Annotated in this window: 25 protein-coding genes and 1 pseudogene; 14 read left to right on the top strand and 12 right to left on the bottom strand. The window is 67.6% G+C overall.

Going from position 1 to position 25616, the window contains the following annotated elements:
- Nucleotides 1-83: 83 nt before the first annotated feature.
- Nucleotides 84-803: a 4-hydroxy-tetrahydrodipicolinate reductase gene (gene dapB / locus V3B46_RS08940; RefSeq protein ID WP_106467918.1), complete on the bottom strand. Its 720-nt coding sequence runs from the start codon at nt 801-803 to the stop codon at nt 84-86.
- A gap of 90 nt (nt 804-893) precedes the next feature.
- On the opposite strand from dapB, the gene V3B46_RS08935 reads away from it, so the two are divergent.
- From V3B46_RS08935 to V3B46_RS08920, 4 genes are all read left to right on the top strand, one after another.
- Entirely contained in the window at nt 894-1655 is a 762-nt protein-coding gene (locus V3B46_RS08935) for a 3-oxoacyl-ACP reductase (RefSeq protein WP_489686285.1), read from the top strand.
- 4 nt (nt 1656-1659) lie between these two features.
- Nucleotides 1660-2055, top strand: a complete 396-nt coding sequence (locus V3B46_RS08930; RefSeq protein ID WP_154263408.1) for a MerR family transcriptional regulator — start codon at nt 1660-1662, stop codon at nt 2053-2055.
- 55 nt (nt 2056-2110) lie between these two features.
- Nucleotides 2111-2692 (top strand): NAD(P)H-dependent oxidoreductase, encoded by a 582-nt coding sequence (locus V3B46_RS08925; protein WP_329891725.1) that lies wholly within the window; start codon nt 2111-2113, stop codon nt 2690-2692.
- Nucleotides 2693-2808: 116 nt separating this feature from the next.
- The gene (locus tag V3B46_RS08920) at nt 2809-3270 is read left to right on the top strand and encodes a DUF4304 domain-containing protein (RefSeq protein ID WP_154264945.1); all 462 of its coding nucleotides are present in this window, start codon (nt 2809-2811) and stop codon (nt 3268-3270) included.
- A 45-nt stretch (nt 3271-3315) separates the two neighbouring features.
- Here the strand turns inward: V3B46_RS08920 and V3B46_RS08915 are convergent, their stop codons facing one another.
- From V3B46_RS08915 to V3B46_RS08905, 3 genes are read right to left on the bottom strand one after another with little or no spacing between them, the layout of a single operon-like run.
- Nucleotides 3316-3570 carry a DUF6587 family protein gene (locus V3B46_RS08915; RefSeq protein ID WP_329891724.1) on the bottom strand — a complete coding sequence of 85 codons (255 nt, stop codon included), beginning with the start codon at nt 3568-3570 and terminating at the stop codon, nt 3316-3318.
- Complete coding sequence (feoB, locus tag V3B46_RS08910) at nt 3570-5435, bottom strand: ferrous iron transporter B (RefSeq protein ID WP_329891723.1); 1866 nt, start codon at nt 5433-5435, stop codon at nt 3570-3572. The genes V3B46_RS08915 and feoB overlap by 1 nt, the downstream gene beginning before the upstream one ends.
- A complete protein-coding gene (locus tag V3B46_RS08905) occupies nt 5432-5686 on the bottom strand; it encodes a FeoA family protein (RefSeq protein WP_032128790.1) in 255 nt (84 codons plus the stop codon). The genes feoB and V3B46_RS08905 overlap by 4 nt, the downstream gene beginning before the upstream one ends.
- A gap of 119 nt (nt 5687-5805) precedes the next feature.
- Between V3B46_RS08905 and V3B46_RS08900 the strand changes: the two genes are divergently transcribed.
- The 5 genes and pseudogenes from V3B46_RS08900 to yeiP all read left to right on the top strand — a co-directional run bounded on the left by V3B46_RS08900 (nt 5806) and on the right by yeiP (nt 9086).
- Complete coding sequence (locus tag V3B46_RS08900) at nt 5806-6594, top strand: enoyl-CoA hydratase/isomerase family protein (RefSeq protein WP_329891722.1); 789 nt, start codon at nt 5806-5808, stop codon at nt 6592-6594.
- Nucleotides 6595-6596: 2 nt separating this feature from the next.
- Nucleotides 6597-6704, top strand: a pseudogene (locus V3B46_RS08895) (VOC family protein); the annotation flags it as partial.
- Nucleotides 6704-7600, top strand: coding sequence for a hydroxymethylglutaryl-CoA lyase (locus V3B46_RS08890; protein WP_154263403.1), 897 nt, complete (start codon nt 6704-6706; stop codon nt 7598-7600). The pseudogene V3B46_RS08895 and the gene V3B46_RS08890, both read left to right, overlap by 1 nt.
- Before the next feature lie 100 nt (nt 7601-7700).
- Nucleotides 7701-8471: an SDR family oxidoreductase gene (locus tag V3B46_RS08885; RefSeq protein WP_329891721.1), complete on the top strand. Its 771-nt coding sequence runs from the start codon at nt 7701-7703 to the stop codon at nt 8469-8471.
- Nucleotides 8472-8519: 48 nt separating this feature from the next.
- Nucleotides 8520-9086 carry an elongation factor P-like protein YeiP gene (gene yeiP, locus V3B46_RS08880; RefSeq protein WP_005409468.1) on the top strand — a complete coding sequence of 189 codons (567 nt, stop codon included), beginning with the start codon at nt 8520-8522 and terminating at the stop codon, nt 9084-9086.
- A gap of 159 nt (nt 9087-9245) precedes the next feature.
- Here yeiP and V3B46_RS08875 read toward each other — a convergent pair whose 3' ends face one another.
- The 4 genes from V3B46_RS08875 to V3B46_RS08860 form a co-directional block, all read right to left on the bottom strand.
- Nucleotides 9246-9938 carry a COG3650 family protein gene (locus V3B46_RS08875; RefSeq protein WP_329891720.1) on the bottom strand — a complete coding sequence of 231 codons (693 nt, stop codon included), beginning with the start codon at nt 9936-9938 and terminating at the stop codon, nt 9246-9248.
- Between the two features lie 83 nt (nt 9939-10021).
- Nucleotides 10022-10414: a nuclear transport factor 2 family protein gene (locus V3B46_RS08870; protein WP_329891719.1), complete on the bottom strand. Its 393-nt coding sequence runs from the start codon at nt 10412-10414 to the stop codon at nt 10022-10024.
- Entirely contained in the window at nt 10395-13544 is a 3150-nt protein-coding gene (locus V3B46_RS08865; RefSeq protein WP_329891718.1) for a multidrug efflux RND transporter permease subunit, read from the bottom strand. Before V3B46_RS08865 ends, V3B46_RS08870 begins: the two co-directional genes overlap by 20 nt.
- A gap of 36 nt (nt 13545-13580) precedes the next feature.
- Complete coding sequence (locus V3B46_RS08860; RefSeq protein ID WP_329891717.1) at nt 13581-14729, bottom strand: efflux RND transporter periplasmic adaptor subunit; 1149 nt, start codon at nt 14727-14729, stop codon at nt 13581-13583.
- Between the two features lie 129 nt (nt 14730-14858).
- Between V3B46_RS08860 and V3B46_RS08855 the strand changes: the two genes are divergently transcribed.
- A complete protein-coding gene (locus V3B46_RS08855) occupies nt 14859-15575 on the top strand; it encodes a response regulator (protein WP_195763248.1) in 717 nt (238 codons plus the stop codon).
- The gene (locus V3B46_RS08850; RefSeq protein WP_154263396.1) at nt 15575-16651 is read left to right on the top strand and encodes an ATP-binding protein; all 1077 of its coding nucleotides are present in this window, start codon (nt 15575-15577) and stop codon (nt 16649-16651) included. Before V3B46_RS08855 ends, V3B46_RS08850 begins: the two co-directional genes overlap by 1 nt.
- On the opposite strand, the gene V3B46_RS08845 is transcribed toward V3B46_RS08850, so the two are convergent.
- The 3 genes from V3B46_RS08845 to V3B46_RS08835 all read right to left on the bottom strand — a co-directional run bounded on the left by V3B46_RS08845 (nt 16629) and on the right by V3B46_RS08835 (nt 20216).
- Nucleotides 16629-18425, bottom strand: coding sequence for a DUF4105 domain-containing protein (locus V3B46_RS08845; RefSeq protein WP_329891716.1), 1797 nt, complete (start codon nt 18423-18425; stop codon nt 16629-16631). The genes V3B46_RS08850 and V3B46_RS08845 overlap by 23 nt on opposite strands.
- Nucleotides 18426-18465: 40 nt before the next feature.
- On the bottom strand, nt 18466-18765 hold the full coding sequence (locus V3B46_RS08840; protein WP_014037036.1) for a DUF2388 domain-containing protein: 300 nt from the start codon (nt 18763-18765) through the stop codon (nt 18466-18468).
- A 62-nt stretch (nt 18766-18827) separates the two neighbouring features.
- Nucleotides 18828-20216, bottom strand: coding sequence for an FAD-binding oxidoreductase (locus V3B46_RS08835; RefSeq protein WP_329891715.1), 1389 nt, complete (start codon nt 20214-20216; stop codon nt 18828-18830).
- A 169-nt stretch (nt 20217-20385) separates the two neighbouring features.
- Here V3B46_RS08835 and serA point away from each other — a divergent pair, with 169 nt between their 5' ends.
- Nucleotides 20386-21627, top strand: coding sequence for a phosphoglycerate dehydrogenase (serA, locus tag V3B46_RS08830; RefSeq protein ID WP_329891714.1), 1242 nt, complete (start codon nt 20386-20388; stop codon nt 21625-21627).
- A gap of 79 nt (nt 21628-21706) precedes the next feature.
- Here the strand turns inward: serA and V3B46_RS08825 are convergent, their stop codons facing one another.
- On the bottom strand, nt 21707-22321 hold the full coding sequence (locus V3B46_RS08825) for an NUDIX hydrolase (RefSeq protein ID WP_329891713.1): 615 nt from the start codon (nt 22319-22321) through the stop codon (nt 21707-21709).
- A gap of 133 nt (nt 22322-22454) precedes the next feature.
- On the opposite strand from V3B46_RS08825, the gene V3B46_RS08820 reads away from it, so the two are divergent.
- Both V3B46_RS08820 and V3B46_RS08815 read left to right on the top strand, forming a co-directional pair.
- Entirely contained in the window at nt 22455-23930 is a 1476-nt protein-coding gene (locus tag V3B46_RS08820) for an amino acid permease (RefSeq protein WP_329891712.1), read from the top strand.
- Between the two features lie 82 nt (nt 23931-24012).
- Nucleotides 24013-25440, top strand: a complete 1428-nt coding sequence (locus V3B46_RS08815) for an amino acid permease (RefSeq protein ID WP_032128776.1) — start codon at nt 24013-24015, stop codon at nt 25438-25440.
- Nucleotides 25441-25616 lie beyond the last annotated feature (176 nt).

Here is a 25616-nt window from a genome sequence, read left to right as displayed (position 1 = left end):
GCCCGGCGGGGCGCCCCGCCCCCCCCCCCCCCCCCCCGCGCGGCCCCCCCCCCCCCCCCCCCCCCCCCCCCCCCACTACCGCCTTACTGCAGCAGGTCCCGCACCCGGTAGCTGCCCGGGGCGCGGCCCTGCAGCTGGCGGGCGGCAAACAGGGCGCCGCGGGCGAAGATGTCGCGGTTGGTGGCCCTGTGCACCAGCTCGATGCGCTCACCCAGGCCGGTGAACTGCACCAGATGCTCGCCGACGATGTCACCGGCACGCAGGCTGGCGTAATGCGGCTCCGCCCCACCCCGCTGCGCGGCCGCACCCAGGGTCAGCGCGGTACCCGACGGCGCGTCCTTCTTCTGCGTGTGGTGCGACTCGACGATGTCGCAGTCCCAGCCGGCCAGCGCCTGCGCGGCGCGCTCGACCAGCTCGTCCAGTACCGCCACGCCCAGGCTGAAATTCGACGCCCAGACCAGCGGGATGGACGCCGCCGCGGCCTCCAGCGCCTGCCGCTGTGTGCTGGAGATGCCAGTGGTGCCCGAGACCAGGCCCGCCCCCCGCTCCACGCACAGCGCCAGCATCGGGTCGAAGCCCTCCGGCAGGCTGAAGTCGATCGCCACGTCGAACACCGGCGCGCCAGACAGTTCGCTGGCCGCGAAGAACGGCACGCCGTCGACCACGCGCTGGGTCGGCGCACGGCCGGTTACCGCAGCCACGATCTGCAGGGTTTCGGGATGTTCGGCGGCCAGCCGCAGCAGGGCCTGGCCCATGCGCCCGGAAGCGCCGTGAATGAGCAATCGCAGGGGAGTCTGGTTCATGCCTGCAGGCTAGCGGCAGCACGCCCGCTCCGGCAAGCGCCATGGCTGCTACGCTGCATGCCCTTTCATGCAATGGATGGCAGCTCCTTCATGCAGATCAGCGAACAGCTGGTGCTGGTCACTGGCGCCGGCCGCGGCCTTGGCCAGCACATCGCCCGCGCCTTCGCCGCACAGGGCGCGCGCGTCATCATCAACTACCACCGAAGCGAAGGCGCCGCACGTGCTCTGGCTGCCGAGCTGGGCGGACAGGCGATCGCGCTGCGGGCCGACGTCACTGAGCGCGCCGAGGTCGATGCAATGCTGCAGCACGCGCTGGCACATTTCGGCCAGGGCGTCACCACCGTGGCCAACAACGCGCTGGCCGCCTTCTCGTTCAATGGCGACGCCCGCGACAGCGCTGCCGACATCGGCTGGCCGGCCTTCCAGGCACAGTTCGAAGGCAGTGTGCGCGGTGCGCTGAACACCGTGCAGGCCGCCCTGCCCGGGATGCAGGCGCGCCGTTTCGGTCGCGTCATCAACATCGGCACCAACCTGTTCCAGAATCCGGTGGTGCCCTATCACGACTACACTGCCGCCAAGGCCGCGCTGCTGTCGCTGACCCGCACCCTGGCAGGCGACCTCGGCCCGCACGGCATCACCGTGAACATGCTGTCCGGCGGCCTGCTGCGCACCACCGATGCCAGCGCCGCCACGCCCGAAGCGGTGTTCGACTACATCGCCGCAAACACGCCACTGCGCAGCGTCACCACTCCGGCCGAGTTCGCCGATGCCGCGCTGTTCTTCGCCAGCCCGTGGTCACGCGCGGTGACCGGGCAGAACCTGGTGGTGGATGGCGGGCTGGTGCGGGACTGAGCCAATGCGCATTTCCGAGGTCAGCCGCCTGACCGGTGCCAGCGCCAAGGCCATCCGCCTGTACGAGGCGCGCGGACTGCTGCCGCCGGTGCCGCGACTGAACCGCTATCGCGACTACAGCGAACAGGACGTGGCCTGGGTGCAGTTGATCCGCCAGGCGTTGGCGCTGGGCATCACCCTGGCCGCGATCTCCCGCCTGCAGGGCCGCGATGGGCGGCTCGACTGGTCGGCGGTGCTGGCCTTGCTGGAACAGCAGCGCACACGCATTGCCAGCGAACGCGCGCGGCTGGCGCAGGTCGAGTGCGCCTTGCAAAAGGTCAGCGACGAACTGCAGCAGTGGCTGCACTCCGGCAGCAGTGACTGCGTGCTGGAACCCAGCGGCTGCACGAGCCCGGTTTGACTCTGCCCCTGGGGCAGACCCCAACCTCGCGCACTTTCCATTGCCCGAGGTTGCCGTGTCCCGTTCCATCCTTGTCCTGCTGGGCCATCCCGACCGCGACAGCCTGTGCGGCGCCCTCGCCCAGCGCTACGCCACCGCCGCCGAGAATGCCGGCCATCGGGTGCGCCTGATCGCACTGGGTGACCTCGAGTTCGATCCGGTGCTTCGCCATGGCTACCGCCAGATCCAGCCGCTGGAAGCCGACCTGCAGGACGCCGCGGATGCGATCGAGGCCTGCGACCATCTGGTCCTGGTCTATCCCACCTGGTGGGGTGCGATGCCGGCGCTGCTGAAGGGCTTCTTCGATCGCGTGCTGCTGCCGGGGTACGCCTTCCGCTACCGGCGCGATTCGGTGTGGTGGGACCGGTTGCTGGCTGGCCGCAGCGCGCGGGTGATCACCACGCTGGATACGCCGCCCTGGTACTACCGCTGGATCTACCGCGACCCGGGCATCTCCCAGATCCGCGCCACCATCCTGGAATTCTGCGTCATCCGCCCGGTGCGGATCAGCCGTCTCGGTGCAGTGCGCAGCAGCAGCCCAGCGCAGCGGGAACGATGGCTGGCGTTGGCAGCAGAGCTGGGCTCACAAGCCAAGTAGATCCATGCCATGCGCGGATGAAATGCCGGCCACGTTCCATGTGTCGCGTTTGCCAATTGACCGCCAGGCACTGCGCCTCAAGGCTGTGAACCCCGCTTCCGGCCCAGGCAAAGCCCATGAAATCCTCGACCGTCTTCAGCAAGTGCGCCCGGAAGACCGGCTTTTCCGGCACGTCGACGACCCGCTACCGCTTGCTGGATGACGCCCTGCTTGTCGTGAATCACCAACGCGCCAGCGAAAGCCGGGGCTTCTATGTGAATGCCGGGCTCTACTTTCCAGAACTGCTCGAGTATCCCCTTGCGCCTGACGATCTTGAAACGGCTTTCCGGTACCGCTCCAGCATTCCCACACCCCATGTCGACTGGCGGATCGAAGAAACGCCGGGCCTGCGCCGGGCTTTCATCCAGCAGGATCTGGATGATCTGCTGGAAGCCGGAAACCGCGACGGGCTCAAAGGCCTGCTGCTCGATGCCCTTGCCGACGTGGCGGGCTTCGCGGCAACCCATGGAAACAGGGAGTCGGTGCGGCGATTGAATCAGGACGGGAACTTCCGGGCGATCATCCGCAGAGAGGTCTGAACCCCGGGAGCGTGCGAACCAAGGTTCGCACCTACCAAGGCAGAGTCAGTGCTGTTTGGGCGGCGTCGGCCCGCAGCTGTCGCAACCGCCGCAGGCACCACCGCCTCCGCTCGCCGGCGGCGCGATCTTTCGCCCCAGCGCCTGCAGCCAGGCAGCGCGACCCGGCTTCAGCAATGCCAGCGCCAGCACCCCGCGCAACTTGCGCACGGTGCCGGGGAACTGCTTCTTCAACACCACCCAGGCACTGACCAGTACGGCCAGCCCGATGATCAGGTACTGGATCAGCAGGCCGGTATCCATCAGCCGCCTCCCAGCGCCCTGGTCACCTGGTAGGTGATCAGCGCCGCCACGTAGGCCGCAGCAAACAGGTAAAGCGCCGAGAAGGCCATCGTCTTCCACGAATTGGTCTCGCGCTTGATGGTGGCCAGCGTCGAGATGCACATCGGGGCGTAGATGTACCAGACCAGCAGCGACAGCGCGGTGGCCAGCGACCAGCCGTCGCTGATCAGCGGGGTCAGCGCCTGGCTGGCGGCATCGTCATCGGCCGCCGACAGCGCGTACACGGTGGCCAGCGAGGACACCGCCACTTCGCGCGCGGCCAGGCCCGGAATCAGCGCAATGCAGATCTGCCAGTTGAAGCCCAGCGGCGCAAAGAACACCGCCATCGCATGGCCGATCTGGCCGGCGTAGCTGTAGTCGATGGCCGGCATCGTGGCGCCAGCCGGAGCCGCCGGGAACGACAGCAGCACCCACAGCAGGATGGTCAGCGCCAGGATGATGCCGCCGACGCGCTTGAGGAAGATCATGCCGCGCTCGTACAGGCCGACCGCCAGGTCGCGCACGTGCGGCAGGCGGTAAGACGGCAGCTCCAGCATCAGCGGGTGCTCGCTCTTGTCGCGACGCCACTTCTTCATGATCCACGACATCGCCAGCGCACTGAGGATGCCCGCCGCGTACAGGCCGAACAGCACCAGGCCCTGCTGGTTGAACACGCCCCACACCGTCTTCTGTGGGATGAACGCACCAATCAGCAGCGCGTACACCGGCAGGCGTGCGGAACAGGTCATCAGCGGCGCGACCAGGATCGTGGCCAGGCGGTCACGCGGGTCCTGGATGCTGCGCGTGGACATGATGCCCGGCACCGCGCAGGCGAAGCTGGACAGCAGCGGGATGAACGAGCGGCCGGACAGGCCGGCGGCGGCCATCATGCGGTCGAGCAGGAACGCCGCACGCGGCAGGTAGCCGGATTCCTCCAGCACCAGGATGAAGAAGAAAAGGATCAGGATCTGCGGCAGGAACACCACCACGCCACCGACGCCAGCGATGATGCCGTCAGTCAGCAGGCTGGCCAGCGGGCCTTCCGGCAGCACGCTACCGACGAAAGCACCAAGCCAGGCGAAACCGGCCTCGATGCCGTCCATCAACGGCGTCGCCCAGGCATACACCGCCTGGAAGATCAGGAACATCACCACCGCCAGGCTGATCAGTCCGAACACCGGATGCAGCAGCCAGCGGTCCAGCGCGTCGTCGATCTTCGCGGTCCGCGCCGGCATGCGCACGGCCACTGACAGGATCTCGCGCACCTTGGCGTGATAGTCGATGCCACCTTCCGGGCCCGGCACCGGCGCATCCAGGTGCGGCACCATCGCATCGAGGCGCTCGACCAGGGCCTTGGCACCCTGCTTGCGCACTGCCACGGTTTCCACCACCGGCACACCCAGTTCGCGCTCCAGCGCGGCCACATCCACCTGGATGCCACGGCGCTGGGCCGCATCGACCATGTTCAGCGCCACCACCATCGGCTTGCCCAGCTCGCGCAGTTCAAGCGCGAAGCGCAGGTGCAGACGCAGGTTGGTGGCGTCGATCACGCACAGCAGCACGTCCGGTGCGGCCTCGCCCGGGTAGAAGCCCCGGCACAGGTCACGGGTGATCGCCTCGTCCAGGCTGGCCGGGTGCAGGCTGTAGGCACCGGGCAGGTCGAGTACGGCGAACTCGCGGCCGGACGGCGCGCGCAGGCGGCCTTCCTTGCGCTCGACGGTGACGCCGGTGTAGTTGGCAACCTTCTGCCGGCTGCCGGTCAGCTGGTTGAACAGCGCGGTCTTGCCACTGTTGGGGTTACCGACCAGCGCAATGCGCAGGGGCGCGGTAGAGGCTGCAGCGGTCATGCGCGACGCTCCTGGCGGTTGGCGTCGACCACGACGCGCTTGGCTTCACTGATCCGCAGCGCAAACCGGGTGAACCCGACCTGCACCAGCAGCGGCTCGCCACCGACCGGGCCCTTGGCCACCAGGCGCACTTCCTCGCCCTTCACGAAACCCAGCTCGCGCAGGCGACGGGCAATGGCATCGTTGGCATGGAGGTCCTGCACGGACTCGACCACGGCCGAGGCGTGCAGCGGCAGTTCGGACAGCGTCATCTAGCGCATTCTCTGCTGGATGTAAATGGTTCTCGATTCTAACATTCCCGCGTCGCGTCATGGCCCATGACCAATGGCCCGCTATGATCCATACAGGTATGGAGTGACCCTGGAATCCCATGAACGATGCTTTGCAGATCGAGCGCAGCGGCGCCGTCCTCACCCTCTGGCTGAACCGGCCGGAGCTGCACAACGCCTTTGACGCCGGCCTGATCTCGCGACTGACCGCCGCGCTGGAAGCCGCCGGCCGCGATGATGCGGTCCGCGCGGTGGTGGTGGCCGGCCACGGCGCCTCCTTCTCGGCCGGCGCCGACATGCAGTGGATGCGTGGCATGGCCGCCGCCAGCGAGGCCGACAACCGCGAGGACTCGCTGGCCCTGGCGCGGCTGATGCGCACCCTGGACGAGCTGCCCAAGCCGACCCTGGCCCGGGTCCACGGCGCGGCCTTCGGAGGCGGCGTCGGCCTGGTCGCCTGCTGCGACATCGCCATCGCCAGCACCTCTGCCCGCTTCGGCCTGACCGAAAGCCGCCTCGGCCTGCTGCCAGCGGTGATATCGCCCTACGTGATCGAGGCCATTGGCCCACGCCAGGCGCGGCGCTGGTTCGCCACCGGCGAGCACTTCGACGCCGATACCGCACTGCGCATCGGCCTGGTCCACCAGCTGGTCGAGCCGGAACGCCTGGACGAGGCCGTGCAACGCCAGCTGGCCCTGCTCGACAAGGCTGGCCCAATCGCTTCTTCCAGCGCCAAGCAGCTGGTGCGGCAGGTGCGCGACAGCCATGACCGCGATGCCCTGGATCGCGATAATGCCGCCCTGATCGCGCGTCTGCGGGTGTCCGCCGAGGGCCAGGAAGGCTTGGGCGCCTTCCTCGACAAGCGCGCCCCCCATTGGGTCACGGAAGCCTGAACATGCTCGATCATCTTGGTTTGACCAGCGCCGACCTGGCGCGCAGCAATGCCTTCTTCCTGCAGGCACTGGCGCCGCTGCAGATCGGCGTGGTGATGGAGGTGGCCGCATGAGCGACTACGTCCGCATCGTCGAGGTCGGCCCGCGTGACGGCCTGCAGAACGAAAAGCAGTCGGTGTCCACCGCCGACAAGATCGAACTGATCAACCGCCTGTCGGCCACCGGCCTGCGCAGCATCGAGGCGACCAGCTTCGTCAGCCCGAAGTGGATCCCGCAGCTGGCCGATGCCGCCGAGGTCTACGCCGGCATCCAGCGCCGGGCCGGCATCCACTACCCGGTGCTGGTGCCGAACGAACAGGGCTACGACCGCGCCCGTGCGGTGGGCGTGGAGGAAGTGGCGGTGTTCACCGCTGCCTCCGAATCGTTCAACCGCACCAACACCAATGCCGGCATCGACGAGTCGCTGGCCCGGTTCGAACCGATCCTGCGCCGTGCCGCCGCCGATGGCGTGCGCGTGCGCGGCTACGTCTCCACCGTGCTCGGCTGCCCTTACCAGGGCGAGGTGCCGCTGGCCGACGTGGTGCGGGTGGCGCGCGCCCTGCACCAGATGGGCTGTTACGAAATCTCGCTGGGCGACACCATCGGCGTCGGCACCCCGCGCAAGGCACGGGCCATGCTGCAGGCGGTTGCCGCCGAGATTCCGATGGCCGCACTGGCCGTGCACTTCCACGACACCTATGGCCAGGCCATCGCCAACATCGCCACCTGCCTTGAAGAAGGCGTGCGCGTGGTCGACAGCGCCGTCTCCGGCGCCGGTGGTTGCCCGTACGCGAAGGGCGCCAGCGGCAATGTCGCCAGCGAGGACGTGGTCTACCTGCTGCAGGGCCTGGGCCTGGACAGCGGCGTAGACCTGCCAGCACTGGCCGAAACCGGCCGTTGGCTGGCCGGTCTGCTCGGACGCGCCACCGCCAGCCGCACCGGCCAGGCGCTGGCCGCCGCCGGCTGACCGCCTCACTGCGCCGCCCTGCACCGGCGGCGCAGTGCACAACAGCGGCGGTCGCGGCTTCCGTTAGAATCGGCGGTTCTCGAACCTGCAGGACCGTTCAATGCAGCTGTCTTCCGTACGTGCCGTGATCACTGGCGGCGTCTCCGGCCTCGGCCTGGCCGTGGCCCAGCACCTGGTCGCCAACGGCGGCAAGGTCGCCCTGTTCGATCTCAACGACGACAAGGGCGCGGCCGCCGTGGTCGAGCTGGGTGCCGACTCGGCCCGCTACTTCAACGTCAACGTCAGCGATGAAGCGGCCGTCTCCGCAGCCATCGACCAGGCCCACGAGTTCCTCGGCGGCCTGAACGTGGCGATGAACTGCGCCGGCATCCTCGGCGCCGGCCGCGTGCTGGGCAAAGAAGGGCCGATGCCGCTGACCGGCTTCCAGGGCACGGTGATGGTCAACCTGGTCGGCAGCTTCAACGTTGCAAAGGCCGCGGCCAACCGCATGCAGCACAACGAGGCCGGCACCGACGGCGAGCGCGGCGTGATCATCAACACCGCCAGCATCGCCGCCTATGAAGGCCAGATCGGCCAGGCCGCGTATGCCGCCAGCAAGGGCGGCGTGATCTCGATGACGCTGCCGATGGCGCGCGAACTGTCGCGCTTCGGCATCCGCGTCAACACGATTGCCCCGGGCGTGTTCTGGACGCCGATGGTCGATGGCATGCCCGAAGCGGTGCAGCAGTCGCTGGCGGCGTCGATCCCGTTCCCGTCGCGCCTGGGCAAGCCGGAAGACTTCGCCAGCCTGGTCGGCTTCATCCTCGGCAACACCTACCTCAACGGCGAGACCATCCGCCTGGACGGCGCTACCCGCCTCGCTCCGAAGTGATTCCCCCGGGCGCCGGGACGGCGCCCTCCCCCAACCACCTAGATCACCATGAAAGCCAACGACATCAAGAAGGGCAACGTCGTCGAGTACAACAACGGCGTGTACCAGATCCGCGACATCGAGCGCAGCTCGCCGCAGGGTCGCGGCGGCAACGTCCGCTTCCGCTTCATCATGTACAGCGTGCCGGGCGGCAACAAGCTCGACGCCAGCTTCGATGCCGACGACAACCTGGTCGAGGTCGAACTGCTGCGCCGCCAGTCCACCTATTCGTACAAGGACGGCGATGCGTTCGTGTTCCTCGATGACGAGGACTACACCCCGTACACCCTGGACGCGGACGTGATCGGCGACGATGCCGGCTACATCACCGACGGCCTGACCGGCATCTACGTGCAGGTGATCGACGAGCAGCCGGTGGCGATCCAGCTGCCGGCCTCGGTGGTGCTGGAAGTGATCGAGACGCCGCCGGAACTGAAGGGTGGCACCGCCACCAAGCGCCCGAAGCCGGCCAAGCTCAACACCGGCATCGAAATCATGGTGCCGGAGTACATCGTCAACGGCGAGCGCGTGCTGGTGAACACCGCCACCGGCGAATTCGCTGGGCGTGCCGACTAAGCGCCTTGCGCTGATCGGTTGCCTGCCCCTGCTTGCGGCGTGTTCGCCGCAGGCAGCAAGCAGCGCATCGGTAGTAGTTGTGTAGAGCCGAGCCCACGCTCGGCTGCGTTGTGCTGCACAGGCACTGCAGCCGAGCGTGGGCTCGGCTCTACAGACGGCTTACGGCTGTTTCGCGCCGAAATTGCCACAACCGTGGTACTGGCGGGTGCCGATTGTCAGGTTCACCTTGGCATCGAATGCCTCGCCACTCATGTCGTCCTGGCAGGTGGTGCGCTGGAAGCTGAGCTTGACATCGGTACCGTCGGACGCCTTGCCACTCCAGCCGTCAGCGCCTTCGGTGGGCTTGGCCACATCGAAGCGGCGCTCGCCATAGTCGACTTCCACCTGCAGGCCCGGCGCATCGCCGTCAACGACGGCAAGCCAGCCGGGCTCATTGCCGGTGGCACGGAACGCGGCATTGCCGGCGCTTCCATCGCCTTCGGTGGCTTCCACCGCATAGCACTCGCGGTCGGCTTCACCCTTCAGGCTCAACAGGCCGTCATCGCTGCCCTTGGTCCAGAAGCTGTTGCCCTGGCCATCACCATACTTCGCGCCCGACGCCGCACGCTCGGAGGTCATGGCGAAGGTACGTTCGCCAATCACCACCGTCGCCGCATCCTCGCCATTGAAGGTCGCGCGCACGCTCAGATCACCACACTGGTAGGCGGTCTCGCTGCCACCTTCGGTGCTGGGGCTCGGCTGCGGCGTGGCAGGCGCGGCATCAGTGCCACCCGCAGCGGGTGGCTGTGCCGGCTGGCACGCGGCCAGGACCAACCCGAGGGAGGCTGCCAACAGACTGGGAACTACACGCATGGCTCGACTCCTTGTCGACACTACAGAGATCTTCGACCCTACCACCTGCCGGTGACCGGGGCCTGAAAGCGGCCTGACCGCATTCATACGGCCAGTACCGCCATCGACAGCAGCTGCGCGCCGCTGTCGCCGGAACTGCAGGTCCAGACCCGCAGCAGGCGCAGTTTCAGCTCGCGCTCCTGGCCCTGCCCGCGCACCGACAAGCACACGTCGCTGGACAACAATGCCAGGCGTCCGCACAGCAGCGTTTCCACCGCGTACGATTGCAGGCTGCTCACCCGCAGGTTCCCGGCCAGCCAGTCGCCCAGCCAGGGCAGATCGAGCATTCGCCCGCCCTGCCCGTCCATCATGAACAAGGCCGGCGATACCAGCGCGGTCAGCGCATCGTGGTCGTCATCCAGCAATGCCTGCCGCAGGCGCTGTTCCAGCAATGCCAGCTGCCGCTCATCCAGGTCTTCAACGATGTCCCGTTCCATCCACGGATCCTTCCGGCATCGGCCGGCGCCTGCGCAGGCGTTGCGCGATCCACTGCCGCGCGCCCTGCACTACTACATAGAAGACCGGTACGAAGAACACCGCCAGCACGGTCGCACTGACCATGCCGCCGAACACACCGGTTCCAATCGCCTGCTGGGTTTCCTTCGATGCGCCCTGCGCCAGCATCAGCGGCACCACGCCCAGCGCGAACGCCAGCGAGGTCATCACGATCGGCCGCAGGCGCAGCCGTGCCGCCTCCAGCGCCGCTTCCACCAGGCCACGGCCCTGCTGCTGCAGCTGGCGTGCGAACTCGACGATGAGGATCGCGTTCTTCGCCGACAGCCCGATCACCGTGATCATGCCGACCTTGAAGAAAACGTCGTTGGGCATGCCGCGCAACAACACGGCGGCGACCGCACCGAGCAGGCCCAACGGCACCACCAGCATCACCGCCAGCGGAATCGACCAGCTCTCGTACAGTGCCGCCAGCACCAGGAACACCACCAGCATCGACAGCAGCAGAAGCCACGGCGCCTGCGCACCGGATTCGCGCTCCTGCAGCGACTGGCTGGTCCATTGCAGGGCGAAGCCGGACGGCAGCTTCTCCGCCAACCGCTCCATCTCCGCCATCGCCTGGCCGGTCGAAACACCGGATGCCGGTGCACCGGACAGGTTCAGCGCCGGGAAACCGAGATAGCGCTGCAGCTGCAGCGGCGCCTCGGTCCAGTGCGGGGTCACCAGCTCGGACAACGCCACCATGCCGCCTTCGCTGTTGCGAACGTACAGCTTCAGCACATCCTCCAGCTCCATCCGGTGGGGTGCATCGGCCTGCAGGATCACCTGCTGCAACCGGCCCTTGTTGGGGAAATCATTGACGTACTGCGAGCCCATTGCCGCCGACAGCGTGCTGCTGATGTGTTCGAAGCCCACGCCCATCGCCTCGGCCTTGGCGCGGTCGATATCCAGCCGCACGCTGGTGCCGGCCGGCAGGCCATCGGCATGCACTTCCGACAGCAGCGGGCTGGCTTCGGCCAGCTTCAGCAGCTGCTGCAGGGCCGCGCGCAGTTCGGCCTGGCTCTGCCCGGTACGCGCCTGCAGGGCGAGCGAGAAGCCGGACGAACGGCCCAGGCTATCGATCGCCGGCGGCATCACGCTCATCACCTCGCCCTCGGCAATCGTGGCCATCGCCTTCTGCGCGGCCTCCACTTCGCCGGCTGCGGTGGCCCCTGCACGCTCACCCCAGTCCTTGAGCATGGTGTAGGTCAGCGCCGCGCTGGGGCCGGAGCCAGAGAAGCTGTAGCCAAGGATCGACTGGTTGGAGCCGATGCCCGGGCGCGAGGCCACATGCCGCTCGTAGGCCTCGACCACGGCCAGCGTGCGCTCGGCCGTCGCTTCGGCCGGCAACTGGATCGATGTCATGAAATAGCCCTGGTCTTCTTCCGGCAGGAATGCACCCGGCAGCCAGTGCAGGCCCAGCAGCAGCGCCGCTACCAGTGCGGCGAACACGCCCATCACCCGCCCACTGCGCTGCAGCACCGAAGCCACGCCACGCTGGTAGCGCCCGGTCATGTTTTCGAAGCCACGATTGAAGGCGCCGAACAGCCCGCCCCGACCATGATGACCATGGGTGTTCGGGCGCAGCAGGGTCGCGCACAGTGCCGGCGTCAGGCTCAATGCCAGCAGCGCCGAGAACAGGATCGACACCGCCATCGCCACGGTGAACTGGCGGTAGATCGCGCCCACCGAGCCGCTGGCCAGGGCCATCGGAATGAACACCGCGGTCAGCACCAGGGTGATGCCGATGACAGCACCGGTCAGCTCGCGCATCGCCTTGATGGTGGCCTCGCGCGGCGGCAGTCCTTCCTCGGCCATGATTCGTTCCACGCCCTCGACCACCACGATCGCGTCGTCGACGATGATGCCGATCGCCAGCACCATGCCGAACATGGTCAGCACGTTGATCGAGAAGCCCAGTGCCAGCATCACCGCGAAGGTACCCAGCAACGCGATCGGTGCAACCAGCGCCGGAATCAGCGTGTAGCGCCAGTTCTGCAGGAACAGGTACATCACCGCGAACACCAGCAGCATGGCCTCCAGCAGCGTCTGCACCACCTTCTGGATCGAGATCTTCACGAACGGTGCGGTGTCGAACGGAATGCTCGACTCCACGCCGCGCGGCAGCAGCGGCGCCAGTTCGGCCATGCGCTCGCGTACCGCCGACGCGGTGCGCACTGCGTTCGCGCCAGGACGCAACTGCACGCCGGCGGCGGTCGCCGGGTGGCCATCCTCGCGGGTGCCCCACGCATAGCTCTGTGCGCCCAGTTCGACGCGGGCGACATCGCCCAGCACCACCCGTGAACCGTCTGCCCCGGCGCGCAGCACGATGGCGGCGAACTGCTCCGGCGTGGACAGCTGCCCGTCGGCGCTGAGCGGCACGGTGATGCGCTGGCCCGGAACACCCGGCGAATCACCGGCGCGTCCCGGCGAGATCTCCAGGTTCTGCTGCTCGATGGCGGTGGCCACATCGCCCATGGTCAGGCCGTAGCCGGTCAACCGGGTCGGGTCCAGCCAAACGCGCATCGCCTGTTCGGCACCGAACAGCTGCACGCGGCCGACGCCATCGATGCGGCGCAGCTCTTCGATGATGTTGCGCGCCATGAAATCGCCCAGCGCGGCTTCGCTGACGCTGGCATCCGGCGAACGCAGGCCGACCAGCATCAGGAAGCCGGAATCGGCGGCCTCCACGAACAGGCCGTTCTGGCGCACGCTGCGCGGCAGGCGCGGCTCGATCGCCTTGATCCGGTTCTGCACATCCACCTGCGCCAGCTCCGGGTTGGTACCGGGCTTGAAGGTCGCAGTGATCGATGCTTCGCCGGAGGTGTCCACCGACGATTCGAAGTACAGCAGGTGCTTGACGCTGGACAGCTCGCGCTCGATCAGCCCGACCACCGCATCGTTCAGCGTCTGCGGGCTGGCACCCGGGTAGCTGGCGTAGATGCTGACGCTGGGCGGCGCAACCGCCGGATAGCGCTCCACGGCCAAGCGCGGAATCGCCAGTACGCCGGCCAGGATGATGAAGATCGCCAGCACCCAGGCGAACACCGGGCGATCGATGAAGAAACGTGCCATGTTGGATTTCCCTGGAGGGACCGGCCCGGGAAAGGCTCAGCCCTTGCTGCCGGCCTGCATTGCACCGGCGCTTGCGACCGGCATCTGCCAGTCGCGCGCATCGACCACCACGCCTTCCTGCAGGCGTTCCTGGCCCTCGACCACCACCTTCTCGCCCGCCTTCAGACCGGTACGCACCAGCCACTGGCGATCAACGCTGCCGTCCACCTCCAGCGTGCGGATCACCGCCTTGCCGTCGGCGCCGATCACCCAGGCATAGGCCTGGCCACCAGCACTGCGCAGCACGGCCTGCTGCGGCACGGTCAGTGCACTGGCCGGGGCACCGCGTGGCACCTTCGCGCGCACGTACATGCCGGGTAGCAGCTGGCGCTGCGGGTTGTCGACCAGGATGCGCAGGATCACATCACCGGTACGCGCATCGACGTTGATGCCGGAGAACAGCAGCTGGCCCCGCTCGGACAATGGCTTGCCGGCGGCGCCGATGATGGTTACCGGCAACTCGCCGCCACCGGCGGCGCTGCGCTGCAGCGACTCCAGCTGCGCGGCCGGCTGGCGCACATCGACGTAGACCTGGTCGATCTGCTGCACCACCGCCATCGGCTCGGCATCGGCAACGCCGACCAGTGCGCCTTCGGTCACCAGCGCCTGGTCGATGCGGCCGGCAATCGGCGCGCTGACCGTGGCATAGCGCAGGTCGAGCTGGCGACGCGCCAGGATCGCGCGCGCTTCGTTCACCGCGGCTCGGGCCTGTTCGTACTCGGCACTGGCGTCGTCGCGGTGCTGCTGGCTGACGGCCTGTGCGGCGGCCAGTGCATGCAGGCGCTGTGACTGCACGCGGCTGCGACCCAGGGCTGCCTCGCTGCGCTGCAGGGCGGCCAGTGCCGAATCGACATCGGCACGGAAGGCCGCCGGATCGATCTGGAACAGGGCCTGGCCGGCGTCTACTTCCGCGCCCTGGTCAAACAGCCGGCGCTGCACGATGCCACCCACCTGCGCTCGGATCTGCGCGGTGCGCACGGCGGCCACGCGGCCAGGCAGTTCGTCGTCACGCTGTACCACCTGCGGGCCGACGGTAACCACGCTCACGCGGGGTGCGGCTTCGGGCGTGGCTTCGGGGGTGGAGCAGGCCGTCATGGCCAGGGCGAGGGCCGCGATCAACGCGACCGGAGTCCTGAAGGTTCTCATTGCTGTGCACAATGCCGCACGGGCGGCTGATAGGTTCTGAAGAACCCAGTGTGCGTGGCGATGATGGGGTTTCGATGGAGGAACTGTGGAGATACGATGGAGGCAAGCACCTTAAGGCCCCGCCCCTGCATGCATGCCGCCCCTGCCCTCGCCGCCCTCGTCCTGATCGTCGAGGATGAGGCCGAGATCGCCGATATTCTCACCGCTTATCTGGAACGCGAAGGACTGCGCACGCTGCGCGCCGCCGACGGCCACACCGCCCTGGACCTGCACCGCAGCGCCCGCCCCGACCTGGTCCTGCTTGACGTGCAGCTGCCGCGCCTGGATGGCTGGAGCGTGCTGACCCAGCTGCGCCAGCGCGGCGAAACGCCGGTGATCATGCTGACCGCACTGGACCAGGACCTGGACAAGCTGACGGCACTGCGCATGGGCGCCGACGACTACGTGGTCAAACCGTTCAATCCGGCCGAAGTGGCGGCGCGCGTGCGCGCCGTGCTGCGGCGTACGTTGCGCGCCTCACGCGCGGATGCGCCCAGCGCACTGCGCGTGGGCCCGCTGCTGATCGACTCGGCCACCCACGCCGTGCACGTGGAAGGCGAAGGCTACAGCCACGAAGTGCTGCTCACCCTCACCGAGTTCAAGCTGCTGCACTGCATGGCGCTGGCGCCGACCCGCATCTTCAGCCGCAGCGAACTGATGCACGAATGCCTGCCGGAAAGCGAGGCGCTGGAGCGCACGGTCGACAGCCATGTAAGCAAGCTGCGCCGCAAGCTGGATGAAGTGGGCATGGTCAATGTGCCGGCCAGCGTGCGTGGCGTCGGCTACCGGTTGATGGCCGACCGCTGATGGCCCGCCTGCGCCGCTCCGGGCTCAGCCGCCACATCATCGTCTCGATGTCGCTGATGGTGATCGGCGTCATCGTGATGATGATCCTGTCGTCGTGGCTGCTGTACGCAGTGCTGGTCGAATTCTTCCCCGGCACTACCGAGGAGCCGGAAAGCTGGCTGCCGACCGGCCCTGAACTGGCATGGATGGTCGGCGTGATCCTGACCGGCCTGGCGCTGGCCATCGCCGCCTCGTTCCGCCTCGCCCACCGCATCCTGTCACCGTTGAATTCGCTGGTGGACAGCGTGCGCGCGCTGGCCGGCGGCGATCTGGGTGCGCGCGCCAGCGTCGAAGAGAACTCACCGGGCGAAGTGGCCACGTTGGTTGAGGACTTCAACGCCATGGCGCGGCGACTGCAGCACGTGGAGAGCGAGCGTGCGATGTGGCATGCAGCCATCGCCCATGAACTGCGGACGCCGGTGACGATCCTGCGCGGCCGCCTGCAAGGCCTGGCCGAGGGTGTGTTCCAGCCAGACGAATCACAGTTCCGCAGCCTGCTCGCCCAGGTCGAGGGCCTGTCACGACTGATCGAAGACCTCCGCGTGCTGAGCCTGTCCGACAATGCGCGGCTGGACGTGCGCCGCGCGCGTACCGACGTGGTGGCCGAGGTGCATTCGGTGATGACCCTGGTCGATCCCCAGTTCCGCGCCGCCGGCTTCGTGCTGGAGCTGGAAACCAGCCGCGAAGAACACAACGCGCACTGCGACCCGACCCGCCTGCGCCAGGCGCTGCTGGCGCTGCTGGAGAACGCGCGCCGCTATGCCAGCCCGGGCAAGGTGCGGATTGCCGTGCATGACACACCGGGCCATGTGCAGGTAGCGATCGAGGATGAGGGCCCGGGCATCGACCCTGAGCTGCACGCGGACATCTTCACTCCGTTCATGCGTGCCGACGGTTCGCGTTCGCGCCAGGGCGGCGGTAGCGGGCTCGGCCTGGCAGTGGTCAAGGCCATTGCCGATGCGCATGGTGGCCGCGTCTACTGCACGGCAGGCAACGCTGGTGGCAGCCGTTTCGTCATCGAGCTGCCGCGCCAATAGCCGGCGTGGCTGCCTGTTCCCGCAGGCGGGCAGCGAGCGCGACGAGGTTGGCGTCGATCGCATCCATTTCGTTGCGCTGCTTCTCCGGCAGCTGCTGACGCAGCTGTACGCGCAGCGCCTGCCAGGCCGGCACCGCCTGTGCGCTGGCGGTGGCAACCGCTTCGGCCAGCAACGCCTGCTCATCGGCCAGCGGCAACCCGTAGCCGCCGTCCGCCAGCAGCGTACCCGGGCGCAGCCATTGCCCACCCTGCTCCAGCAACTGGCGCAGGCCCCGGGTCTCGGCACTGTCCGGTGCGGCCAGCAGGCGCCGTTTCAGCACATCGCGCGCGCGCAGCTCGGCGCGCCGTTGCGCAGCCTGTTCCAGCAGCAGCAACCCGGCGCTGGCACGTAGATCCCCCTGCAGCAACCACAGCGCACGCTGCTGTGCGGGCAGCTTCAGCCAGCCGCGCACATCGCGTGCGGGCAATGCCAGCTGGGCCGCGGCCACCGCGAACAACTGCTGATAGTGATCGCGCACCGAGGCAAAGTAGTAGCCCTGCGCCTGCGCTGCATTGCGGTCCGTGAGTAACTGCTCGTCCAGCACATGCAGCTGCGACAGCCGACGCTTCAAACCGCGCGGACTCAGCTGGGCCAGCCCGGCCTCGCCCAGCCGCGGCACACCGGCCTGCAGCAGCTTGGCGGTTTCCACCGCGCAGTTGTTGCTGACGAAGTAGTAGCGCCCGTCGTAGCTCCAGTGCACCTGCGCAGTGCGTTCGAGCAGGCTGGCGATCTCGCCGGGCGACAACTGCAACGGCAGCGACTGCAACCCGCGCAGCTCGACCTTGGTGTACTCGTCCACCACCTGCTGCAGCGGCAGCACGAACAGTCGCGACGGGTAGCCACCGGTCAGGCCACGCCAGTTGGAAATCTGTACATCGCCCACGAAAGCGCGGAACGACAGCACACGGTGGTACTCCAGGTCCAACCGGCAATCCGGCCCCGGCGCACGGCCCGGCCGGCAGATCACCAGCCGCAGCATGCTGTGGCCCCAGCGGCTCATCGGCTGCGCACTGCCTTCGGCGAACAGGTAATCCACGGCGTAGACACGCGAGGGATCGAGCTGCAGCAGCGATCCAGCCCCCTCTTCCGACTCAGCCTGCAGCAATGGCAGCGTGGTCGCGCAGTGCGACTGCGGCAGCGATGGCGGGGTTCCGAAATGGGCCTGGTACCACTGCGCCAGTGCCGGGCGCCGGCAGGCAAACTCGCTGTCGAGCACGAAATGCTCGGCGTTCACTGCCAGGTACTCGGCCGGATCCTTCAGTTCATAGGCGTCCGGACTACGGTCACGGAAGCCGTTATCGCCACGGCCGAGATGCCAGGGCTTGCGCTGCCACCCGGCCAGATCACGCCAGCGCACACTGCGCGACCAGTTCGCCCCCGTACGGTCGGCAACATGGGTCAGTTCGTGTACCAGCGCGCTGCGGCGTGCGCGGCGCGCACCGGGCACGGCATCATCCAGCAGATCGCGGCGCAACGTGATGCGACCGGCGAAGGCGCGGCCATGCACATCAGCCGGCAGGTCATCACTCCAACGCACCTGGACCTGTGCCGGCAATGCACGCAGCAGGCCATCAGGCAGCAGTGACTGTACGTCGGTCAGAGTCTGGCTGGCGAGCTGGTGCTGCGCCGGATCGAGACCGGACGGATCAAGCTGCAGGCGATCAGCCGCGTGCGCGACATGAGCGATCAGCAGTAGAGCCACGCCATGCGTGGCTGCGTTCCGTGCAGATGTCATGGCGTTGCCGGCCAGCGGCCGGCACTACCCGAAGTCGGGATCAACGCGCCAGCAGCGCGCGGGCCAGTTCCAGATCGCTCTGCTGCTGTGCGGCAGTGCTCTGCTCACGCAGGTGGACCAGCGCGGCCTGCAGGCGGGCACCACGGATCTGGCCATCGCTGGCGACGAACGCAGCGGCATCGTCGCGTGCAGCCAGCACCACCTTGTCGTCACCCGAGCTGCTGCCCGACGAACCGGAGGACGCACCGGTGGCCGAGCCGGCCGAGGTGCCGGCGAAGCTGGAAGCGAAGCCGGCCAGCGGCAGGGACAGCAGGGCGAGCAGCAGGAGCGGACGGGTCATCGGTTCAAAGCCGGTTGTGAAGGTGCGTGGAGCGTAACGGGTACGTGAAGGATTTGCCCGACTCAAGCGTCGAACAGCTTGCCGGGATTCAGCCGCGCTTGGGGATCGAACGCGCGTTTGACCGCCTTCATCAGCGCGATCTCGGCCGGGCCGCGGGTGCTGTCCAGGTAGCCCTTCTTGACCAGGCCGATGCCGTGCTCGGCCGAGATGCTGCCGTAGAAGCGGGCCAGCACCTGGGCCAGCAATTTGGTCACCTGCTCGCACTGCGCCACGAAATCGGCGTCGCTGGTGTCGTCCGGCTTGAGCACGTTGATGTGCAGGTTGCCATCGCCGATATGGCCGAACCAGACCACGTCGAAGTGCGGGTAGGCCTGCCCGATCAGTGCCTGGGTCTCGGCCAGGAACGCCGGCATCGCCGAGATCCGCACCGAGACGTCATTCTTGTAGGGCTTGTAGCGCGCCAGCGATTCGGTGATGCCTTCGCGCAGGCGCCACAGCTGCGCGGCCTGGGCGTCGCTGGCACTGATCACGCCGTCACTGACCCAGCCATTGCCCATGCAGTCCTCGAAGGCCGCCATCGCCGCCGCTTCCTGGGCCTCGTCGCCGGCCGCGAACTCGGTGACCACGTAGTACGGATGCACCTCGTCGAATGGCGCCTGCGCGCCATGCGCCAGCACGTGCTCCAGCGCCCGGTCGGTGAAGAATTCAAAGGCCTGCAGCTGCAGGCGCGCGCGGAACGCGGCGAACACCTGCATCAGCACATCGAAACTGGGCAGCGCAAGCAGCATCACGTTGCTGGCCGGCGGTGGGTCGGTCAGTTTCACCGTGGCTTCGACGATCACACCCAGCGTGCCCTCTGAGCCGATCAGCAGCTGGCGGAAGTCGTAGCCGCTGGAATTCTTGATCAGCCCCTTGTTGAGTTCCAGCAGCTCGCCGTCAGCGGTGACCACTTTCAGTCCCGCGATCCACTCGCGAGTGTTGCCATAACGGATCACACGGATGCCGCCGGCATTGGTGGCGATGTTGCCGCCGATCGTGCACGACCCGCGCGCGGCGAAATCCACCGGGTAGATCAGGCCGTGGTCCAGCGCGGCGTTGTGCAGGGCCTCCAGCGGCATGCCGGCCTGCACCACCAGGGTGCGATCGACCGCGTCGTAGGCCAGTGCCTTGTTCATCCGTTCCAGGCTGAGCACCAGCTCGCCGTTGGCGGCCACCGCACCACCCGAGAGGCCGGTGCGGCCACCGGACGGCACCACGGCCACGCCCTCGCCTGCGCTCCAGCGCATCACCGCCTGCACTTGCTCGACCGTGGCCGGCAGTGCGATCGCCAGCGGCGCCGGCGTCCAGCGCCGGGTCCAGTCGCGCCCGTAATGCTCCAGGTCGGCCGGGTCGGTCTTCAGCTTCAGGCCGGGACAGGCCTGCTGCAGCGAGGCAATGCGGGAATCGGTCATGACAGTCCAGCGCGGTGCGTGAAGAACGGGCAAGCGTGCCAGCGGCACGCGCCAGCGTCCAGCCCCGCAGCCGCGCAGATAGCTACGGATGCAACCAATTGCGCACTGCACCATGGGCGGCACGATCTGGCATAGTGGTCAGCCCCTGTCCCACTGGCCGTGTTGCCCCATGTCGCCGAAGAAGACCTCGTTCCCGAAGCAGGATATCCGTGTGCTGTTGCTGGAGGGGGTCAGCCAGACCGCCGTGGAGGTGTTCAGCGCCGCCGGCTACAGCCAGATCGAAGCGCACACCAAGGCGCTGCCCGAGGACGAACTGAAGGCGCGCATCGCCGAGGCGCACATCGTCGGCATCCGTTCGCGCACCCAGCTCAGCGCCGAAGTGCTGGCCGAGGCCAAGCGCCTGATCGCGGTGGGCTGCTTCTGCATCGGCACCAACCAGGTCGACCTGGACGCGGCCGAGCTGGCCGGCATCCCGGTGTTCAACGCACCCTATTCCAACACCCGAAGCGTGGCCGAGCTGGTCATCGCCGAGGCGATCATGCTGACCCGTGGCATTCCGCAGAAGAATGCCGAATGCCATCGCGGCGGCTGGTCGAAGTCGGCCAGCGGCAGCCATGAGGTGCGCGGCAAGACGCTGGGCATCATCGGTTACGGCCACATCGGCACCCAGGTCGGCGTGCTGGCCGAATCGCTAGGCATGCAGGTGATCTTCCACGACGTGGAAACCAAGCTGGCACTGGGCAATGCCCGTGCAGCGGCCAGCCTGGACGACCTGCTGGCGCGCGCCGACATCGTCACCCTGCATGTGCCGGAGACCCCGTCCACGCAGTGGATGATCGGCAGCACCGAGCTGGCGAAGATGCGCAAGGGCGCGCACCTGATCAACGCCGCGCGCGGCACCGTGGTCGACATCGATGCGCTGGATGCCGCGCTGGCCAGCGGCCACGTCGGCGGCGCCGCGCTGGACGTGTTCCCGGTCGAGCCGAAGGGCAACGGCGATATCTTCGAATCGCCGCTGACCCGCCACGACAACGTGATCCTGACCCCGCACGTGGGCGGCAGCACGCTGGAAGCGCAGGACAACATCGGCGTGGAAGTGGCGGTCAAGCTGGTGCGCTATAGCGACAACGGCAGCACCCTGTCGGCGGTCAACTTCCCCGAGGTGACCCTGCCCGAGCACGCCGACAGCCTGCGCCTGCTGCACATCCACCAGAACGTGCCGGGCGTGCTGTCCAAGGTCAACGAGATCTTCTCGCGCCACAACGTCAACATCGACGGCCAGTTCCTGCGCACCGACCCGAAGGTGGGCTACGTGGTGATCGACATCACCGCCAGCGAGGAACAGGCCGCCGCCGTGCGCGACGAGCTGGCCGCGATTCCGGGCACGCTGCGCACGCGCATCCTGTACTGAAAAAAAGGGGACGGAGGGGATTAAGTCGTTTGCGGCACATGCGGCATAAACGACTTAATCCCCTCCGTCCCCTTTTTCTTCAACGCGCCAGCCACCGGCGCGCCATGCGCTGCATGGATTCGTCCGATTCCGGATCGGCCGCGACCTCGGTCACCGGCCGCCAGGCCAGCTCCAGCGACTCCTCGCTGAGCACGAAGGCCTCGCCACCCAGCGCCCGGATCACGAAACGTACGTCGTAGTGCCAGTGGCCCGGCACATCCTTGCGCTCCGGAATCCAGTGCTTGTCCAGGTCGAAGATGGCAGGATCTTCCAGCACCAGGCCGCTCAGGCCCGACTCCTCCTCAGCTTCCTTCAGCGCCACTTGGGCCAGGTCGCGGTCGCCGTCGGCGTGGCCGCCCAGCTGCAGCCAGCGCTGCAGCTTGCGGTGGTGGGTCAGCAGCAGGCGCTGGCCGTCGGCACTGACCAGCCAGCAGCTGGCAGTGAAGTGGCCGGCCAGCCGTTCGCGCCGGAACGGATCTTCCGGATCGTCCAGCAATGTGCTGAATTCGGCAGCCAGCGCGTCGTGGGCCGGCTCGCGGCGGGCATAGTCGTGCAACAGCTGACGCAGGCGATCGTCAAGCACGGCAAGGGTTTCGGCGGTCTGGCTCATGAATGGGCGGGAACGGGAACATGACTGCTCATTATCGCCGTTCATTGTTGCGATTGCGCTTGTGCGTTGGCTTCAGCTTTGGCTAAGGTACAGCGGGCCGTTCGCGCGGCCTTCACCATTCCAGGGTTGCCGGCAACGTATCGGCGGCCCACCCAATCCGATCACTAGGAAGTACTGCATGCTGAAAGCTCTGTTGAGGGTCAAGCCGGTTGAACCGGCCGGGCACGTCGATGCTGGCGAACCCATCGAAGGCAGCCTGGACGGCGAAGCCACGTTGAAACGGACCCTCACGGCTAAACACCTCATCCTGCTTGGCGTGGGTGCGGTGATCGGCGCAGGTATCTTCGTGCTGACCGGCCAGGCTGCGGCCAACCACGCTGGCCCGGCAGTGATGCTGTCGTTCGTCATCGCCGGTTTCGCCTGCGCCCTGGCGGGCCTGTGCTACGCCGAGTTCGCGGCGATGATGCCGGTCTCCGGCAGCGCCTACTCCTACTCCTACGCCACCCTCGGCGAAGGCATGGCCTGGTTCATCGGCTGGTGCCTGGTGCTGGAATACCTGTTCGCCTCGGCCTCGGTCGCCGTGGGCTGGTCGGCCTATCTGATCAGCTTCATCACCACCACTCTGCACATGCCGTTCCCGGATGCGCTCAGTGCCGCTCCCATCGCTTGGACCGGCAGCGAGTTCACCGCCTCGGGCAAGCTGTTCAACCTGCCGGCGGTGCTGATCGTGGCGGCGGTGTCCGGCCTGCTGTACGTGGGCGTGACCCAGTCGGCCTTCGTCAACGCGATCATCGTGGCGATCAAGGTCACTGTCATCTGCCTGTTCATCGGCATCGGCGCGGCCCACATCGACCCCGCCAACTGGCAGCCGTTCATCCCGGAAAACACCGGCGTGCCGGGTGAGTTCGGCTGGAGCGGCGTGTTCCGCGCGGCCACCATCGTGTTCTTCGCCTACATCGGCTTTGATGCGGTCTCCACCGCCGCCGGCGAAACCAAGGACCCGCAGCGCAATATGCCGATCGGCCTGCTCGGCTCTCTGGCCGTGTGCACCCTCGTCTACATCATCGTCTGTGCCGTGCTGACCGGCATGATGCCGTACCACCTGCTGGGCACCGACAAGCCGGTGGCCACCGCGCTGGAGCCCTACCCGACCCTGGCCTGGCTGAAGACCTTCGTGGAAATCGGCGCCATCGCCGGCCTGTCCTCGGTGGTGCTGGTGATGATGATGGGCCAGACCCGCATCGCCTACACCATCTCGCGCGACGGCCTGCTGCCGAAGTTCTTCGGCAAGGTCCACGCCCGCTTCCGCACCCCGTACGTCGCCACCATCGTGGTCGGCGTGATCGCCGCCGCGCTGGCCGGTCTGGTGCCGCTGAACGTGCTGGGCGAACTGGTCTCGATGGGCACCCTGCTGGCCTTCGCCACGGTCTGCATCGGCGTGCTGGTACTGCGCTATTCCAAGCCGGACCTGCACCGCCCGTTCCGCGTGCCGATGGTGTGGGTCATCTGCCCGCTCGGCGCGGCGACCTGCCTGTTCCTGTTCTGGCAGGCGTTCGTGGTGCACTGGCACCTGTTCGTCGGCTGGACGCTGCTTGGCCTGCTGATCTACCTGGGCTACGGCATCCGCAACAGCAAGCTGGCCAAGTCGCCCTGATCCGCCTACGGGCCGGCCTCGCGCCGGCCCGTCCGTTTTCCCCGCGCGCCGCCTGTGGCGCGCTTCGACAAGACCACCACACATGTTCAAGCAACTGTGGGCCACCAAGCACCCGCATGCCGCCCATGAAGACGCCAACGGCCTGAGCCTGCGCCGCCACCTCGGGCCCTGGGGCCTGACCGCCCTCGGCATCGGCGCGGTGATCGGCGGCGGCATCTTCGTCATCACCGGCCAGGCCGCCGCCAACCACGCCGGCCCGGCGATCATGCTGTCGTTCGTGCTGGCGGCCATCTGCTGCGCCTTCTGCGCGCTGGCCTACGCCGAATTCGCCTCGATGGTGCCGGTCTCCGGCAGTGCCTACACTTATACCTACGCCACCTTCGGCGAGCTCTCGGCCTGGTTCATCGGCTGGATGCTGGTGCTCGAGTACGGCGTCTCCGCCTCGGCGGTCGCGGTCAGCTGGACCGGCTATTTCCTCAGCCTGCTCAGCCAATTCGACATCCATCTACCGGCGGCGCTGGTCAGCGCGCCACTGGACGCGCAGCTGCGCCCGACCGGTGCGATCGCCAACCTGCCCGCCGCCGCGCTGGTGCTGCTGCTGACCTGGCTGTGCTACGTCGGCATCAGCAAGTCCTCGGCGATGAACATGGCGATGGTCGTGCTGAAGACCGGCCTGATCGTGCTGGTCATCGTGGTCGGCTGGAAGTACGTGGACACCAGCAACTGGACCCCGTTCATTCCCGCCAACGAAGGCCCCGGAAAGTACGGCATGGAAGGCGTGCTGCGCGGTGCGGCGATGGTGTTCTTCGCTTACATCGGTTTCGAGGCGGTGTCGGTGGCGGCGCAGGAATCGAAGAACCCGCAGCGCGACATGCCGTTCGGCATGATGCTGTCGCTGGTGATCTGCACCGTGCTGTACATCGCGATGGCCGCGGTGATGACCGGCCTGGTGCCGTTCCAGCTGCTGGGCACCGACGAGCCGGTGGTGACCGCGGTGGCCGCGCATCCGCAGCTGGGCTGGTTGCGTTGGGTGGTCGAAGTCGGCGCACTGGTCGGCCTGTCCTCGGTGGTGCTGGTGATGATCATCGGCCAGCCGCGCATCTTCATGATCATGGGCCGCGATGGCCTGCTGCCGCCGGTGTTCACCAAGATCCACCCGAAGTACCGCACTCCGCACATCAACACCGTGATCACCGGCATCGGCATCGCGCTGCTGGCGGCGCTGTTCCCGCTGGACATCCTGGGCGAGCTGACCTCGATGGGCACGCTGATCGCGTTCGCCGCAGTCTGCGCCGGTGTGTTGATCCTGCGCCGTACCCAGCCGGACCTGCCGCGTCCGTTCCGCATGCCGATGGCGTGGCTGATCTGCAGCCTGGGCGTGCTGAGTTGCCTTGCCCTGCTGTCGGCGATGACGATGCACAACTGGATGCTGATGGGCGTGTGGACGTTCGTCGGCTTCGTGATCTATTTCTGCTACGGGTTCAGGCACAGCCGGCTGCGGGGGAAGTAAGGGGTTTTGCAGTGCAGGGCCTGCGGCCCTGCACCCGCCGTTGAAGCCGAAGCAACGGCAACAGCTGGGCTGAGGGTTTGGCGGGGCGGGTTGGATTCGCGGGGGACGCCGTGAATCCGTCCCTGGAGGCTTGGCCGCGGCATCCATGCCGCGGACACCCCCGCGAACCCAACCCG

Source organism: Stenotrophomonas sp. SMYL11 (genome assembly GCF_036320005.1).
Taxonomy (GTDB): domain Bacteria; phylum Pseudomonadota; class Gammaproteobacteria; order Xanthomonadales; family Xanthomonadaceae; genus Stenotrophomonas; species Stenotrophomonas maltophilia_A.
The sequence above is the reverse complement of the archived record's forward strand: the minus strand, read 5'-3'. Positions and strand labels throughout refer to the sequence as shown.